We start from the raw sequence: 15,316 nt of genomic DNA on the forward strand, positions 1-15,316 counted from the left end.
GGCACCTAGGAAAACTTGACACATACAAAATTATGTTTAAATTGCATCGATGCATGAGATCAGTTGTGTATTCAAGATAACTAATTGTTTCGTGTTGAGCCCACTTACGAAACAAAAATCCAACCAGCCCAAAGGCTAACATACCAATCATTAATAGTAAGAAAAATTTAAAATAAACAATTATTGCATTAGACTGAACCGCGCTATTAACTGAATCGGTTGTACTATCATCGCCACCCAATAGGCTAGAAATAGAACTACCGGCATTTTCCACGGTACTGACACCAGCTTGGGCGGCACGGCCAACCGCAATACTTCCCATCAAAGCCCACAATGCCATCGAAATAACACCAAACCATTGGTTAAATTGTTTAGCAACAATCTGAGATGGCTTTTTCCAGGAATCAACTAAATAGTTCCAATAACCACGGCTAGATTGCTTAAATTGAGCCATCTGTTCTGCTCGAATTCGTGCTTGTACTTGCCGTTGTCGTTCCATTTCGGCCTTCATTTCTGGATCATCCTGGGGCTGAGAATCAGCTTTTGGTTGGTCCTCTGGTTGTTCTTTGGCACCAGTTAAATCTGTAGGGTCAGTAGTTTGATCCTTAAGTGGCTTTCCACATGTCGTACAGAATTTGGCACCAACGGAATTGGTTGCACCACAGTTTGGACAAGTTTGCATAATTAAGTCTCCTTCAATTGATCATTCATATGATCAATAATCATTTTTTATGGCTGTTTGTATGAGGTCAATTTTTCCATTCGGTTAACGGCCTAACTAAGTTTTATGAATCAGGATTATTCATCCCTAATCTCAGATAAAATGTAGCCTCATATCAGCATACCTAATTCTATTATAATAATTTGCATGTCATAATATGTCGTTTTTGATTATTAAATTAAAAAAGTTTTGAAAAGTTTTTTCTAAATGATCCTAAACATTTTGTTCAAATGGTTGACAGATTCTTGCTAATTATTGCGTACAAAGGTGTCAATTAACGCATACACCTTCGTTGGATTCTCAAAAAATGCAATATGTCCAGCATTCGGAATGGTTTCAAATCTTGCATTGGGAAGAGCGTCTGCCACTTTTTTTCCTTCCACGGGTTGATTTAAACCATCGTACTCACCCGTTAAGACAAGCACTGGAATTGTAACTTTATTGGCATCCGTAATCAGATCAAAGTCTTGAAGCGAGTTTGTAATGGCAGCTTGTTGCGTGCCGGTCAGCACAGCTTTTGATGCAATCTTCTTATCAAAACTAGCAATTTTTTCAGCCGTAGTTTGTGGTGCAAAAATCTTTTGCATCATTGTTTGAGCCATTTGTGCTTTAGAAAGGCCGTTTAGCTGTCCCTCTTTGGCTACTTTTTCTGTGGAAGAAGTTGTTCCGCCACCCTTGGTACCAATCAAGACGATCTTTGAAAAAAGATTCGGATACTTTTCTGCCGTCTTAAGCGCAATGTACGATCCCATCGAGAAACCAACGACAATTGGTTTTCCCAAATTATAGTTAGCAATAATTTCAGCGAGGTCGTCGACATGATCATCCAGAGTAAAAGATTTAGGTTTATCACTTTCTCCATGACCACGCGCATCATAACTGACCACATGATAAGCATCCCTATAATGTTCAAACATGGGATCCATATTTTCTTTTGAATACCCACGCCCGTGAAGAAAGATCATGGTTTGCCCACTTCCGGCTTCTTTCACAGCAATATTAATGCCATTGATTTTTTTACTTCTTCATGTGCTTTCATTGGATTCACCTTTCACAAATCATTTAACGTAGTAACTATCTCGTTACCGCCTCATAACATATCTTATTTTAGATCATTCAAGGACTGTAAACACCAAAAAATCCCTCGATTTTATTTTGGAATGAAATAAAATTGAAGGACTTCCAGTAAAAGTATTAAGATTATTCAACTACCAAGACACTATCTTCTAACAATCAGCCAATTAATCCTGATTATAAGCCTAAAAATTACGGAAAATTGGTTGCCATTCGTTAATTGTATAGGAATCTACCAGCCCTTGTATCCAGTATGGATCTTCTTTAATCACATCCATTAAAGATTCCTCATTATCCGCTACCATAACCAGCATAGCTTCTTTTCTATCTTCTGTTCCTGTTTCAAGTGGTCCTGAGACAATCAGATCCCCCTTTTTTAGATGCGCCATTAAATATTCAGCATGTGGCATCAAAAATTTCTTCCATCCTTCAAGATCTGTATGCACATACTTAACCACGAAAAATTTCTTGCCATCTTTCGTAGCTTTTTTAGCCATTTCAGCTTGTACTTTTTGTAACTGTTCTTTTGTATATTCCATGTCGTACCTCCGTAATTTCTGAATTAATGCTAATATATTTGTACGATTTAGTTTAACGGATCGTGTAATTCATTTCACTAAAAATGAATTACACAAAAACACCCTAAAGCCAGCTCAAAACAACTAACTCTAAGATGTCTTATTTTTGTTAATTTATCAATACACTATCAATCGGATACTGCTTCTAGCTGCTTCAAAATTATTCCGGCAACCTTTTCTGGTCGATCTATCCATGGCATATGTCCTGCTCCTTGTATTTCATGCAACTTTCCCTGTGGTGAAGCTTGTGCAATTTTTTCTCCTAATGCAGGCTTCTCGAAAGTATCATTACTTCCCCATAGCAAGGTCATCGGAACCTTCATAGTAGCAAGTTGTTCAGCAGTAATTCCGTTATGCTTCTTGGGATCATTCATAGCCTGCAGTAAACTGATTGTGGATAAACTGTAGCTTGGCAACTGATCAAAAGCAAAGGTAGCTTCAGCAAATGAATGTGGCAATCTTGCGACAGCATCCGGATCCGTCCCCATCACTTTCTGATTACGTAAGGCATGGTCGGCATCTTTAGGAACAACGATTTTTCCTGCCACTTTTGATACACCTGGTAATGCCATCGCTTTCAAAAATCCTGGTGTCTTTTCCATTAAAATACGACCAGGATTACCAGTAGTAATCACTTGTGTAACCCGCTCTGGATGAGCCAACGCATACCAAGTACTCCAATGAGCGCCCATTGAGTGCGAAAGGATTGGTACTCGTTTCAAATTCAATTGGTCCAAGACACTTGTAAATAATTTAATGGCAAAATCATGCACATCCACTTGATTGTGATCAAAGCCATCACTTAGCCCACCACCTGGTCGAGCCATTATGTAAAACTTATAGCCAGGTAGTTTATCAAGGAGCGGGATCCATGGATATGGGTCGCCAGTGTTCCCAGGAACTATTAAAACTGGCTTTCCTTCACCAACCGTGAGAACCCGAACCTGAAGCCCCTGAAATGTTAACCAGTGACTTTCACCCGTCAGCCCGTAATCTTTAAGTAAATTTGTTTCTGCTGCTCCAGCTTGATTAAAAACTTTACTTTCATGATCCAGAATTGGTTGTGTCATGTTAATAACCCCCATTTATTTATTTACAAATTTCGCATAGTCTTTTCCTAATTCAAAATGAATAACCTGCTCAATTTTAAATTAGATAGTAGAAATACCTTCTACATTTGCCAAAGAATCGTAAACTATAACCTTACAGTATTATTATACATTAGAAAACTAATTTCAAATAAAAGAACCTACTCCTGTTTTCTTTGTTTTCGATGAAATTCGAAAATCACTACCACTAATCTACAATTCCCCTAATAAGTCATCCATTGATTCAACGCCACCGTAAAGATCAAAAGACTGATTGAACGCCCTAGCATCAGCAATTGACAGCACCACCATATTTGCCACGTCAGCCCGCGAAACAACATCATTATTTCCCGTTTTGTGAAATGACCCTTTGCCAGTTAGAGACCCATCAGACAAAATTGGTGGACGCACGACCGTATAGATTAATCCACTGTGCTTAAGCTCTTTTTCCGCATAATATTTAGCAATGTAATATTCAGGAATATCATAAATGTTCCACGTTGCCCGGTCCGCTGCACCAGCGGCCGAAACCATCAAGTAGCGTTTGATGCCAACTCTTTTGGCTGCATCCATCAACTTAACCGCACCATCTAAATCCAACCACTCAGCTTGCTCTGGATGAGATTGACTAGCACCTGCCGCAAAGATAACCACATCAACATTGCCCAGTTTACTAGCAATTTCAGCCACATTTTCTTTTATCAAATCAAATTTACGAACACTTACATCTAATTTGGATAACTTTATATTACCGTTTCCGCTATGGTTTCCTACGATAACGTTCTTGTTTTCGTTTACTAATTGTTTTACAATTTGAAAACCCGTTCTTCCTGTTCCACCTATTACTAAAACTGTCATAATTAGTCTCCTATTTTTCAAAAAATGTTGGCGAATCAATTTCGTCATCAATCACACTCAAGGCATCCCTCAATTGGTCCATATCAGCTAAAATTTTGTTTTTCTGTCGTAAAAGTAACTCTTGTCTTTTAATACGAGCGCTTTTGTCTTGATCTGAAATACAAACATATTGCGCTAACGTTCCTAACGTTAACCCACTAGCATGTAACTTCTTCAATTTCTTTAACCACACAACGTCTTCTTCACTAAATTCTCGTTGTTGCTGTTGATTGCGTTGCACCGAACATAGCAACCCCAAATCATCATAATATCGAATAGTAGAAATCGGTGTACCGGTTAATTTGGCAATTTCAGATATCTTCACGATAAACGCCCTCCTTGACTAAATATTTTACTACCTCAAGTATACTTGAGCACAAGTACTTTTTTAATGCCATTAGTTAGTTGTCAAATAATTATTTTTAATTTAGTTTTAAGTCGCTTGTATCACTCATTAACTCCGATATATTCCTGTTTTCATATCTATGCATTTAAACAAAAATTTTATTCACTAAATTTCGGCGACAATCTGGCACCCAATGGCAACACATTGGTGTACTTTAGGAATGATTTAAGTTATACTATATCTAGTAAGGGGGTCTATAATTATGAACACAAAATCTAAAGATACCCGCCTCAGTATTCGTATCGAACCGGAACTTAAATCTGCCGGACAAGATGTTGCAAAAGATATGGGGATGGATTTAACAACTGCTGTTAAAATGTTTATTACTGCTATGGTCAAAGAACAACGTTTACCTTTTGAACCAACCAGTCTTCCGGTAGAAACATTACAAGCTTTATGTGAATCTGAACACCATAATGATTATAAAACCTATAGTAGCGCAAAAGAAATGTGGTCCGATTTAAATGTATAAAGCAAATCCTTTACCCACATTCAGGCGGGATGTCAAACATCTGGTAAAAAAACACTATCCAATTGAAGATTTAAAACATGTTGTTGATCTACTTTTAGAAGGTACCCATCAAGATGAACTACGCCTTAAATTTGACGATCATCAGCTGGTATCTAACAGTGCATGGAAAGGTCATCGTGAGTTACACATCAATAAAAGCTACAACAATAATTGGTTACTAATTTATCGTATTGACAAAGAAGACCTAGTTCTCGAATTAGTTCGGTCAGGATCGCATAAAGATTTACTTGGTAAATAATCAGAAACTCAATATGCTAACATGCAAGTGTCACTAATAGTCGGCTCCTTTCTGAATTCTTACCATCCTCATGGCAATATTTTAACCACATTGTAAAAATATCAAAATAGCCTGTTAATCAAGTTTAGTTAATGATTAACAGGCTATTTATTGTCTTATTAAGACAAATTATTTTTATCGAAAATTAAATCATTCGCAAAGATTGTTTGGAAACTGGCGCTGGAAACTCTAAGTCGATTTCTTTCATTTCTTCAGCAGACAATGTAATGCTACCAGCCTCAATGTTTTGTTTCATATGATCAATATTACTTGTTTGGGGAATCGCCAGGATATCTTTAGCTTGAATTGTCCATGCAAGTAAAATTTGCATGGCCGTTACCTGGTGATTATGGGAGATTTGTTGAATAATGGCATTCTGCGTAAGTTCTTGTCCACGGGAATCACCCTGATCAATTGGCGCATAAGCGATCAATGGCAATTGATGGTCACGTTGCCATGGTAATAAGTCATACTCAATCCCGCGATTAGCAAGATTGTACAAGTCTTCATTGGCAAAAACTTGATCACCTTGTGGCAAATTATAAAGGCCTTCCAAATCTGCCGTATCAAAATTTGAAACACCCCAATGCCGAATTTTACCTTCTTTTTGCAGTTCAATTAGCCCAGCAACTGTCTCTGATAACAGCACTGGACCTCGCCAATGAAGCAAATACAGGTCGAGATAATCTGTTTTTAGCCGTTTGAGACTACTACTTAATGCCTGTTTCATTTTCTCTTTAGTCGCATTTTGTGGATAAAATTTACTGATCAAAAAAACTTTTTGCCGATCAACTTCCTGTAAAACATCACCCACTAATTTTTCTGCATTTCCTGCACCATACATTTCGGCAGTATCAATAACTGTAGCGCCGTGGTTTAGTCCATAAAGAATGGTCGCTTTCTCCTGCGCATAAGTTTGTGGATTATCACCCATGTGCCAAGTACCAATGCCAATTGCGGGTAAATTAACACCTTTAAAATTTAATTGTTTCATATCGTATAATCCCCCTTTGACCACTTCATTTTACGCTCTCCAATCGTTCGTTCAAAACTTTTACTACCGTAACGTTTCGTAAATAAAATTTGTGCCTCAAAGTTCTTCAATTTTATAATTCTAGCTCGATTGACTTCCCTAATTTCTGTAGTCTACAATGAAGTTATGAAAAAAGACGCTATCTTACGCTATGCATGCGCATGGCAAACAAAATGGAAAATCCAGTTTAATAAACTAAATTTGTTAAGCATAATTTTAAACTGGAGGATTAATAATGGGATATTTATATTTAGGAATTGCGGTAATTGGCGAACTTTTAGGCACAAACTTATTGAAGGCTTCAAATGGATTTACAAGAATTGGCTTTTCAATTGGCTCGCTACTTGCCTACGCCTTGTGCTTTTACTTCTTATCAATCGCGATGAGAACAATCAACCTCAGCATTGCTTATGCAATATGGGCAGGGGTTGGAATTGTCGCTACGACGGTTCTTTCTGTGCTGATTTGGCATGAACAAATCAATCTAACTATTATTCTAGGGATAATTTTAATCGTAGTTGGCTCAATTTTGTTAAATCTACATGTTGAGTAACACAAACTAGATTAACCCAGATAATTTCATACTAAAATCTAACCACCCACATCCTTGGGTGGTTTTTCAAATACTGACCAAACAATAACTTCTTCAAAATAGCCACAAGGCTTACCTCAGACCAGTGGATTCACCCGATACCAACCCAGTTTTATCCCCGACGTTGATAAACCAAAACTGTTAACGGCATAAATATTAAAACAGTGATACCATCTTAAGCTAGAATTTCAGAAGCTGTTTGCCAATCAGTATTTAAAACAGTTTAAAAAATAGCTATCATTCACACTTTAATTTGCAAATGATAGTTTTAAATTGAAACGGCTCTTGATATTTACTTATAAGTTATAAAACTGGCTTGTGTTCCACTTTATAAAATAATCTAATCTGATCAGCAAGATAAAAAGACACGACCGCATAACGATCAATGGCTTCGATGTTTGTTAACGAACGATTTTTAATGGTTAGCCCTTTCGTCCTTATTAGTTCTAAACTCTCTTTTCATTTTCAAACTCTTTAAGGTAGCTGCACTCCTTGGACGCCAACTTCATAGGTCCATTTTTTAATGGCACCCATATCATTTGAACGGTAATAATCCGCAATTAATTCGTTCCACTTTTCCCAATGATTGAGCGGGATATTAATAAGGCCCACCCCATTATCAATCATCAATTTATTAGCAACTAACGTGGCTGTCCTTTTATTGCCATCCCAAAAAATCTGGTTTCGCATGCTATGATACATTAGAGTCATAGCTTTGTCAGTTATACTAATAGCAGAATTAGCCAATAATTCAGTTAAAAACTTTTGCTCTTTTTTTTCGTTTACCGGATCTGGCACAAAATCTTCATCACTTCCAATTTGTACCAAACCGCCACCAGTACGTAACTCTCCCGGTGCCAATGAGTCTTGTGCCGCGACAACTGCATTAATTTTTTTCATATAATTTAATGTTAGCGCTTCTTTTTGTGGTTGCACAACCATTTCCCAGCCACGCTTCAAGTTCACAATTGTATTCATATCCTTTACACTGACACCAGAAACACCCATCCCATCCATAATTGTCTGAGTTTGAGGCAAAGTCGTACTAACCCCTTCAAATCGGGAATTGGTGTGCACTAACCTTGTGAAATTTTTTTTTGCAAATCTAATATTTTGTTCACGAGTTAAACTGTATTTATCAGCGTATTGCATAGCTTTTAGGGCTCCCATCGTTTTGTGACAACTCGAACTTGAGTTTTCTTTAACCACATTATACAACAAAGCCTATTGGACTATTGTTAAACATCTACTTTACATTGTATCTATTCACTAAAAAAATCTAAAAAAAAGACGTTTTAGCGTCTTATATTTCTTCATTTAATGTGTAACACATTGTCATGACATAATTCTAAATTGATATATCCACTTAACTGTAACCCTTAATTTGCCGTAGCCTATCAACTTATTTATCAAGACTATCATTGTAGCTACTTTCTGGCTTGATTGCATCTAGGTATGTTCGAATCTTAGCCTTTTGCGATTGCGTACTGTAATAATCATTTTTAAGTCTGGTTAACGTGACCGTTTTGGTTCTAAAATAGCCATCCGCAACTGATTTACGTGGTATCCATTCTTTATAAGTTACGATATTACCATTTGTTTTGTAGTAAATAAAGCTAGTTGGATCGCCATTAGCTGTCATATAACTATAGCCATCAACTTTACTACCATGACCGTCATAATTGGTTCCATACCACATTGTTCCATCAACGTACTCTTTAAACCACTTTGGATCTGTCATCAAGGACACAAGTACACCAATTGTTTTATCATTGATTTTTGACGTTGTAACCGAGCTATTACTTGCACTTGACTCAGTCGAACTAACTTGCGTGCCACCTGCAATTTTGGCAAAGTTTGATTTAACGGCTGTATTTTGAGTTTCTCCTAAATCAGGAGTTCCATCTCTACTCTGATCTACCAACACAACGGGCTCACCATCATGAAAGGCAAAAAAGTATGTAATATGATTTGGTAGTGGCGGCTCTGTCCCATTGTAATTGTATATGGCAACCACGTTATATGAATTACTCCCTTTGCCGTTCTTACTCCAGCCAATTGAAGTTTTTGCACCATTCACGGTTACCTTGGTCAAATTATCAGGATAAACAGTTCCTACTGAAGTTTTTATCGAATGCTCACCGTCATACTTAACATAACTTTGTTTCATTGTTGGTGCCCATTTATCAATGAACGTTTTTAGTTGTGCATCTTTCGTACTATCCCATAAAGTATCTGCTTGTTTTTGGCTTGAAGAGCTAGTCACTTTACTTGAAGCTTCCTTACTGGTATTACGCTTACTACTGTTACTTTTTACCGAACTAGAAGTCGTTTTTTGACTTGCTACCTTACTTGTTTTGGCCTGCGTTCCACATCCGGTTAAGATTAACGCTCCAGCAACTAATGCCGTTGCCAATTTAATTTTGTTATTTTTCATAATATTTCTTCCTATTCCCTATTTACTGCTAATATCTTTCATGCCAGTCATTTTTATTCGTATGCCCGGAATTTATTTTCTATACTCCATGAAACAGCTTCTTCTGCACATTTAAACAATATCGAATCAAAAATGTAGAAATAAACAAAATAAACCCCCGCCAAGACTTATCCTGACAGAGGTTTATTAAAGAAAATGATGGGAAACCAGATTATTCTAATAATGAAGAAACATTATTTTATTGATGTTTCTCTTCCATAACACACTGGTTTTTATTCCCATTCTACCGTTGCCGGGGGCTTGCTCGTGATGTCATACACGATTCGATTAACATGATCAACTTCGTTTACAATGCGCACAGAAATCTTCTGAAGCACATCCCACGGAATGCGGGCAAAGTCTGCCGTCATCCCATCAACGGAATTAACCGCCCGAATTCCAACCGTATAATCATATGTCCGGCCATCACCCATGACACCAACACTCTTAATGCCAGGCAAAACAGTAAAGTACTGCCAGATATCACGATCTAAGCCAGCTTTTTTAATTTCATCACGCAAAATCCAATCACTATCGCGTACAATGTTTAATTTATCTTCAGTAATTTCACCAAGAACTCGAATTCCCAAACCAGGACCTGGGAATGGTTGTCGCCAAACTAAATCGGAAGGCATCCCTAGTTTCTCGCCTAAATCACGTGCTTCATCTTTAAATAAAGTCCGTAACGGTTCGATCAACGTAAAATGCATGTCCTTTGGTAAACCACCCACGTTATGATGAGATTTAATCGTTTGCGCTGTATCAGTTCCACTTTCAATCACATCAGTATACAAAGTGCCTTGTGCTAAGAAATCAATGCCATGTAATTTTTGAGCTTCATCATTAAATACTTGAATAAACTCATTGCCGATAATCTTGCGTTTCTTTTCAGGATCAGAAACACCGACCAATTTGTCCATGAATCGTTTTTGAGCATCCACTTTAACAACGTTCAGACCAAACTTACCTTCAAGACTGTCCATTACTTGTTTAGCTTCGCCCTTACGCAACAGACCGTGGTCAACAAAAATACTGGTTAATTGATTTCCAATGGCTTTATGCAATAAAACACCAACAACACTGGAATCCACTCCACCAGAAAGACCAAGTAAGACTTTACGATCGCCAACTTCTTCACGAATCTTTTTGATTTGCAAGTCAATGAAATCATCCATCGACCAGTTTGCACTCGCTTCACAGACATCAAATGCAAAATGTTTCAGAATCTCATTTCCATACTGGGTATTACGAACCTCAGCATGAAATTGAATTCCGTAAAATTTACGTTTTGGATCTTCAATTGAAGCAATGGGACAGTTCTTGCTGGTTGCCACAGAAGTAAAACCTTCGGGCACCTGTTTAACTAAATCACCATGACTCATCCAGACTGTTTGATGACTTGGTAAGCCTTTAAACAAAGGTGTTTGTGCATCTGTCACATCAATATCAGCATGACCGTATTCACGATTATCTGCTGATTCAACTTTTCCACCTAAGTTATAGGCCATCAACTGCATCCCATAACAGATTCCTAAAATTGGAATGCCCAACTTATAAATTTCTGGATCAACCCGAAAAGCATCCTCATCATAGACACTGTTGGGTCCACCAGAAAACACGATTCCTTTCGGATTGAGTTTTCGAATTTCATCTGCTGAAATCTTGTGTGACATCAATTCCGAATAAACGCCAAATTCGCGAATTCTTCGTGTGATTAGTTGGTTATACTGACTTCCAAAATCCAAAACAATGATTTTATCAAATTGCGATAAATCTACATTCGCCAAGCCTTTCACCTCATTAATATTAGTTTGAGTAATAAAAACATTCTGGTTTAATTCTATCTATTATAAAGCTTAAAGTAAAGCCAGTTTGAAACATGATTTGTCCCAAACTGGCTTATTTAATATAATTATCAAGTTAAACTTAGTATTTTCGTAAATACACCTTATCCATGGCGTGGTGTTCAATCTTATGCAAAATCAAATTGGCTCGGGAACGGGTTGGTAAAATAAACTCATTCAAGTTAGGCAAATCAACAGTTTTCCAAACCTTTTTGGCTTCCGCAAAGGCTTTTTCACGTGGCCATTGAGCGTATTCGTAATAGTAATCGTCTGGATTATGAAAGGCCGTATCTAGCAAAATACCAAAGCGTTCTAAAAACCACTTCTCAATCAATTCAGGATCTGCATCAACATATACAGACCAATCGAAAAAGTCACTAATGTAAATGTTTTGATTGGAAGGTAACTGTAAAACGTTAATTCCTTCAACAATCAAAATGTCAGGATTATTAACCGTTTCAAACTGATCGGGCAAAACATCATAGCTTTGATGCGAATACAGTGGTACCTGGATCTTTTTTTGACCATTTTTAACCGAACCCATAAAATCCAGAAGGCTTTCCATATCATAGCTTTCTGGAAACCCTTTGCGAGCTAAAATACCTCTTTTTTCAAGTTCCGCGTTTGAATACAAAAAGCCATCGGTTGTAATTAGTTGTGACTTTAATTTAGGAAAGAAATTTGTCAGTAGGACCTGTAGCAATCTGGCGGTCGTACTTTTACCAACTGCCACACTACCGGAAATGCCAATCACAAACGGCACCTTTTTTTCTGGCAAACTCAAAAAATTTGTTTTTGTAGCTTGCCAGTCTTGAAAACTGCAAAATTTCTTAATCAGCAGGTGAACAAGCGGGACATAGATATCCTGAACATCCTGTAAGGAAATTCGGTCATTTAAGGCCTTGATTGCCTTTAATTGTTGCCCAGATAATGGCAATTTGGCTTCTGGAGCAAGCTTTTTCCAATCATCCTTTAAAAATCGATAGTAACTACGATCTTCTTCTACCATTTCATTTCTCCACTAAAACTTAATCCAGTTTATACAAACTTGAATCAATCCGATCCAACAAGCGTGACATTTTTTCAGTCGCAACAATTGTCAACCGGTGCATGGCTCGCGAACAAATTGTATAAAGTAACTGACGTTCATCTTCATCGTGATACATAGCATCGGAAGCATCCCAGACAATCACAGCATCAAATTCAAGTCCCTTGGCCAAGTATGAAGGAACAACCACAACCCCTTCGGCAAGCCGTTGGTTCTCTGTTTTAATTAACGTCACGCGTTCGCCCTGGTTACGCAGGCCCTCGGTAATCTTTTGACACTCGGCCACAGATTTACCAATGATTGCCGTAGATTCGCCATCTTTTTGATTTTGGGACATTTGCGCTTGGACGCGTTTGACAGCCAAATCAAAACTAGGTTTCACGCTGACAACTGGCAAGTCGCCTTCTCGATGAAAGGCCTCAATCGCCTCACCATTTTTCAAAATTTCTTTTGTAAAATCGGTAATTTGCTGTGTAGATCGATAAGATTTTTCAAGTTGAATAACTCGCGTCTTCTCTTTATCAAACATAGTGGATAACTCAGCCAACAACGTAGAGGTACTTTCGTTACTATAAATGGACTGATTCAAATCACCCAATAAAGTAAACTTAGCGCGTGGATAATTGTACTTTAGGTAAGCTAATTGAAAGGCTGTGTAATCTTGAATTTCATCAATAAAGACATAGCGCATATCCCGTTCGTCCTTTTTCCCAACAATTAAATCATAGAGGTACAGGTAGGCAGAAGTATTATTCAAAGAGATCGCATGGTTCTTCAAACTGGCGACAACCTCTTCCACATAGGTCTGCCAATCAGCCTGTGTTAAACCAGCCTTCTCCAAATTAATCAAATGTGGCACACTTCTTAAAAAGTGGACATACTGTGCATTGATGTTTAGGAACCGATTATGCACAATCGCGTTTCTTACAGGTTGCAGAGCTTGAATAACCAGTTTACGTGCCAAAAATTTAAATTCTTTGTCACTATCATCAAACTCTTTAGGTTCACCACCGTAAAGTTTCTCAAGATCTTCATGGTTCAACGATTGAACAGCTTGTTCGGCCCATTTAGAGCGAACTTCACTACCAATTCGTGAATTCAACGATTTTAGCAACGCTTCTTTCGTCGCATCCAACCGATTCCCCAAACGATAGTTTTCATTATAACCGTAATAGATTCCTTGAATTTTTTCCTGACTGGCAAATGGCTTGTCATGGAACATCAAATTACGGAACTTCATATCAGCCGAGCCGAGATGTTCAGCATATTTAGTCACAGCATCAAAATAAACCAAACTATTTTCTAAGGTTCGAATCTTTTTGGAAACTGAATCTGTCCGACTCTCAAAACGTTGTTGCAACGTTTCGACTTCCATATTAGGAATGCGACGTTTGGTAAATTGATAGTAGGTCATTTGAACCATGTTATGTTCGCCAAGTTCGGGTAACACTTGATCGACGTAATCATTAAAAATTTGGTTTGGCGAAAACATGATTACTTGACTAGCCGTTAAATTTCCCCGATAACGATACAAAAGATAGGCCACTCGCTGCAAAATTGCGGCCGTTTTACCAGATCCGGCAGCTCCTTGCACAAACAAAAGATCCGAATGCGTATCCCGAATAATCTTGTTTTGTTCTTTTTGAATGGTTGAAACAATACTCTTCATCTTAGTATCAGAAGAGTTTCCAAGTGCCTTAAGCAGCATTTGATCGCCAATGGTTTCATTCGTATCAAACACCGTGACGATTTTGCCGTCTTCAATGGTAAATTGACGTTTAAGCTTTACGTCAACTTCTTGTGTGCCATCGGGCGTTTCGTAGGAAACATTTCCTAATTCGCCATCATAATAAACGCTTGAAATTGGTGCCCGCCAATCATAAATCAGAAAATGATCTGGCGTATCTGAAAATGATCCGAGCCCAATATAGATAGTCTCGTCACTTTTTTCACCGGCCTCATGAAAATCAATGCGCGCAAAATAAGGCCGTTTTTCAAGTCGTTTTAAGACGTTTAATTGTTGACTTGCGTGTTGCCAACTATTTTGACGCTCTGATAGTAATTGTTGCTGCTGACGGACCGAAATCGCCGTATCCATCATTCCAGAATATGTGCTTGTATTTATACGAACTTCATTTGAAAAATTCTTATCAATAGATTTAGAGTCTGTTTCTGCTTTTTTAGCGTCTTTACTGGATTTTGCAATTGCCTCTTGAACCTTGGTGATCACACCATCGAGATGCTTTTGTTCATACTTTTGAATTGAATCTGTCATGAAACCCCTCCAAATTGCTTGTTGTGACGATAAGTGACACAAAAATCGGAAACTTCATGCGCGTAAACTTGCCGCAAAAAATTCTAATAAATTAAGTAAATATGATACCACTCTTTTGCCGACAACTCAACGATTGTCCTTCCTATACTATAAGGAGATTTCCATTCCTAATGAATTGCAGAGAAAGAATTTGAGTTCGCCGCCCCATTCATCAATTCGATACTGTCTTTATATTTAATCCTAAAACTTGAAAGTGTACAGCTCCACTTAATTATCCAGTACAAAAAGTTTAAAAAAATCAAATTAGTTAGGATGTCGTCTTCCAGAAAATTTTGGTTGTAACGTAGTAGGCACGACTGCTTTCAGACTGATTCAAAATTATATTTAACGAAAAGTTTATTATGACAACGTTCATACGAGCTATCTAAAGACAACAGCTTCCCTAGTTCGGAGGCGTTTTGGCCTCAGGGGTGAA

At 37.7% G+C, this 15,316-nt stretch carries 15 protein-coding genes; 3 read left to right on the forward strand and 12 right to left on the reverse strand.

Annotation, left to right across the window (positions count from 1 at the left end):
* The 6 genes from IV84_RS06425 to IV84_RS06450 all read right to left on the reverse strand — a co-directional run.
* Positions 1 to 682, reverse strand: a 682-nt coding sequence (locus tag IV84_RS06425) for a zinc ribbon domain-containing protein (RefSeq protein ID WP_056986274.1), incomplete at its 3' end; no start/stop codon positions are given.
* 287 nt (positions 683 to 969) lie between these two features.
* Positions 970 to 1,713: an alpha/beta fold hydrolase gene (locus IV84_RS06430; protein ID WP_056986275.1), complete on the reverse strand. Its 744-nt coding sequence runs from the start codon at positions 1,711 to 1,713 to the stop codon at positions 970 to 972.
* A 267-nt stretch (positions 1,714 to 1,980) separates the two neighbouring features.
* Positions 1,981 to 2,334 (reverse strand): YciI family protein, encoded by a 354-nt coding sequence (locus IV84_RS06435; RefSeq protein ID WP_197706750.1) that lies wholly within the window; start codon positions 2,332 to 2,334, stop codon positions 1,981 to 1,983.
* 167 nt (positions 2,335 to 2,501) lie between these two features.
* A complete protein-coding gene (locus IV84_RS06440) occupies positions 2,502 to 3,443 on the reverse strand; it encodes an alpha/beta fold hydrolase (RefSeq protein ID WP_056986276.1) in 942 nt (313 codons plus the stop codon).
* A gap of 231 nt (positions 3,444 to 3,674) precedes the next feature.
* Positions 3,675 to 4,319 (reverse strand): SDR family oxidoreductase, encoded by a 645-nt coding sequence (locus tag IV84_RS06445; protein WP_046872248.1) that lies wholly within the window; start codon positions 4,317 to 4,319, stop codon positions 3,675 to 3,677.
* Between the two features lie 10 nt (positions 4,320 to 4,329).
* Positions 4,330 to 4,683 (reverse strand): MerR family transcriptional regulator, encoded by a 354-nt coding sequence (locus IV84_RS06450; protein WP_046872247.1) that lies wholly within the window; start codon positions 4,681 to 4,683, stop codon positions 4,330 to 4,332.
* A 283-nt stretch (positions 4,684 to 4,966) separates the two neighbouring features.
* Here IV84_RS06450 and IV84_RS06455 point away from each other — a divergent pair, with 283 nt between their 5' ends.
* On the forward strand, positions 4,967 to 5,236 hold the full coding sequence (locus IV84_RS06455; RefSeq protein ID WP_056986277.1) for a type II toxin-antitoxin system RelB/DinJ family antitoxin: 270 nt from the start codon (positions 4,967 to 4,969) through the stop codon (positions 5,234 to 5,236).
* On the forward strand, positions 5,229 to 5,534 hold the full coding sequence (locus IV84_RS06460) for a type II toxin-antitoxin system YafQ family toxin (protein ID WP_046872245.1): 306 nt from the start codon (positions 5,229 to 5,231) through the stop codon (positions 5,532 to 5,534). The genes IV84_RS06455 and IV84_RS06460 overlap by 8 nt, the downstream gene beginning before the upstream one ends.
* Positions 5,535 to 5,718: 184 nt before the next feature.
* Here IV84_RS06460 and IV84_RS06465 read toward each other — a convergent pair whose 3' ends face one another.
* Positions 5,719 to 6,567, reverse strand: coding sequence for an aldo/keto reductase (locus IV84_RS06465; RefSeq protein WP_046872244.1), 849 nt, complete (start codon positions 6,565 to 6,567; stop codon positions 5,719 to 5,721).
* A 274-nt stretch (positions 6,568 to 6,841) separates the two neighbouring features.
* Here IV84_RS06465 and IV84_RS06470 point away from each other — a divergent pair, with 274 nt between their 5' ends.
* Complete coding sequence (locus tag IV84_RS06470; protein WP_046872243.1) at positions 6,842 to 7,159, forward strand: DMT family transporter; 318 nt, start codon at positions 6,842 to 6,844, stop codon at positions 7,157 to 7,159.
* Between the two features lie 513 nt (positions 7,160 to 7,672).
* On the opposite strand, the gene IV84_RS06475 is transcribed toward IV84_RS06470, so the two are convergent.
* The 5 genes from IV84_RS06475 to helD all read right to left on the reverse strand — a co-directional run bounded on the left by IV84_RS06475 (position 7,673) and on the right by helD (position 14,841).
* The gene (locus IV84_RS06475; RefSeq protein WP_046872242.1) at positions 7,673 to 8,350 is read right to left on the reverse strand and encodes a Fic family protein; all 678 of its coding nucleotides are present in this window, start codon (positions 8,348 to 8,350) and stop codon (positions 7,673 to 7,675) included.
* Between the two features lie 250 nt (positions 8,351 to 8,600).
* Positions 8,601 to 9,635: an Lreu_0056 family protein gene (locus tag IV84_RS10705; protein WP_046872241.1), complete on the reverse strand. Its 1,035-nt coding sequence runs from the start codon at positions 9,633 to 9,635 to the stop codon at positions 8,601 to 8,603.
* A gap of 272 nt (positions 9,636 to 9,907) precedes the next feature.
* Positions 9,908 to 11,461, reverse strand: coding sequence for a glutamine-hydrolyzing GMP synthase (guaA, locus tag IV84_RS06485; RefSeq protein WP_056986278.1), 1,554 nt, complete (start codon positions 11,459 to 11,461; stop codon positions 9,908 to 9,910).
* A gap of 139 nt (positions 11,462 to 11,600) precedes the next feature.
* Positions 11,601 to 12,527, reverse strand: a complete 927-nt coding sequence (gene coaA, locus IV84_RS06490; RefSeq protein WP_046872239.1) for a type I pantothenate kinase — start codon at positions 12,525 to 12,527, stop codon at positions 11,601 to 11,603.
* 19 nt (positions 12,528 to 12,546) lie between these two features.
* Positions 12,547 to 14,841 (reverse strand): RNA polymerase recycling motor HelD, encoded by a 2,295-nt coding sequence (gene helD / locus IV84_RS06495; protein ID WP_056986279.1) that lies wholly within the window; start codon positions 14,839 to 14,841, stop codon positions 12,547 to 12,549.
* Between the last annotated feature and the right edge of the window lie 475 nt (positions 14,842 to 15,316).

It is taken from the genome of Pediococcus damnosus, assembly GCF_001437255.1.
GTDB classification, from domain to species: domain Bacteria; phylum Bacillota; class Bacilli; order Lactobacillales; family Lactobacillaceae; genus Pediococcus; species Pediococcus damnosus.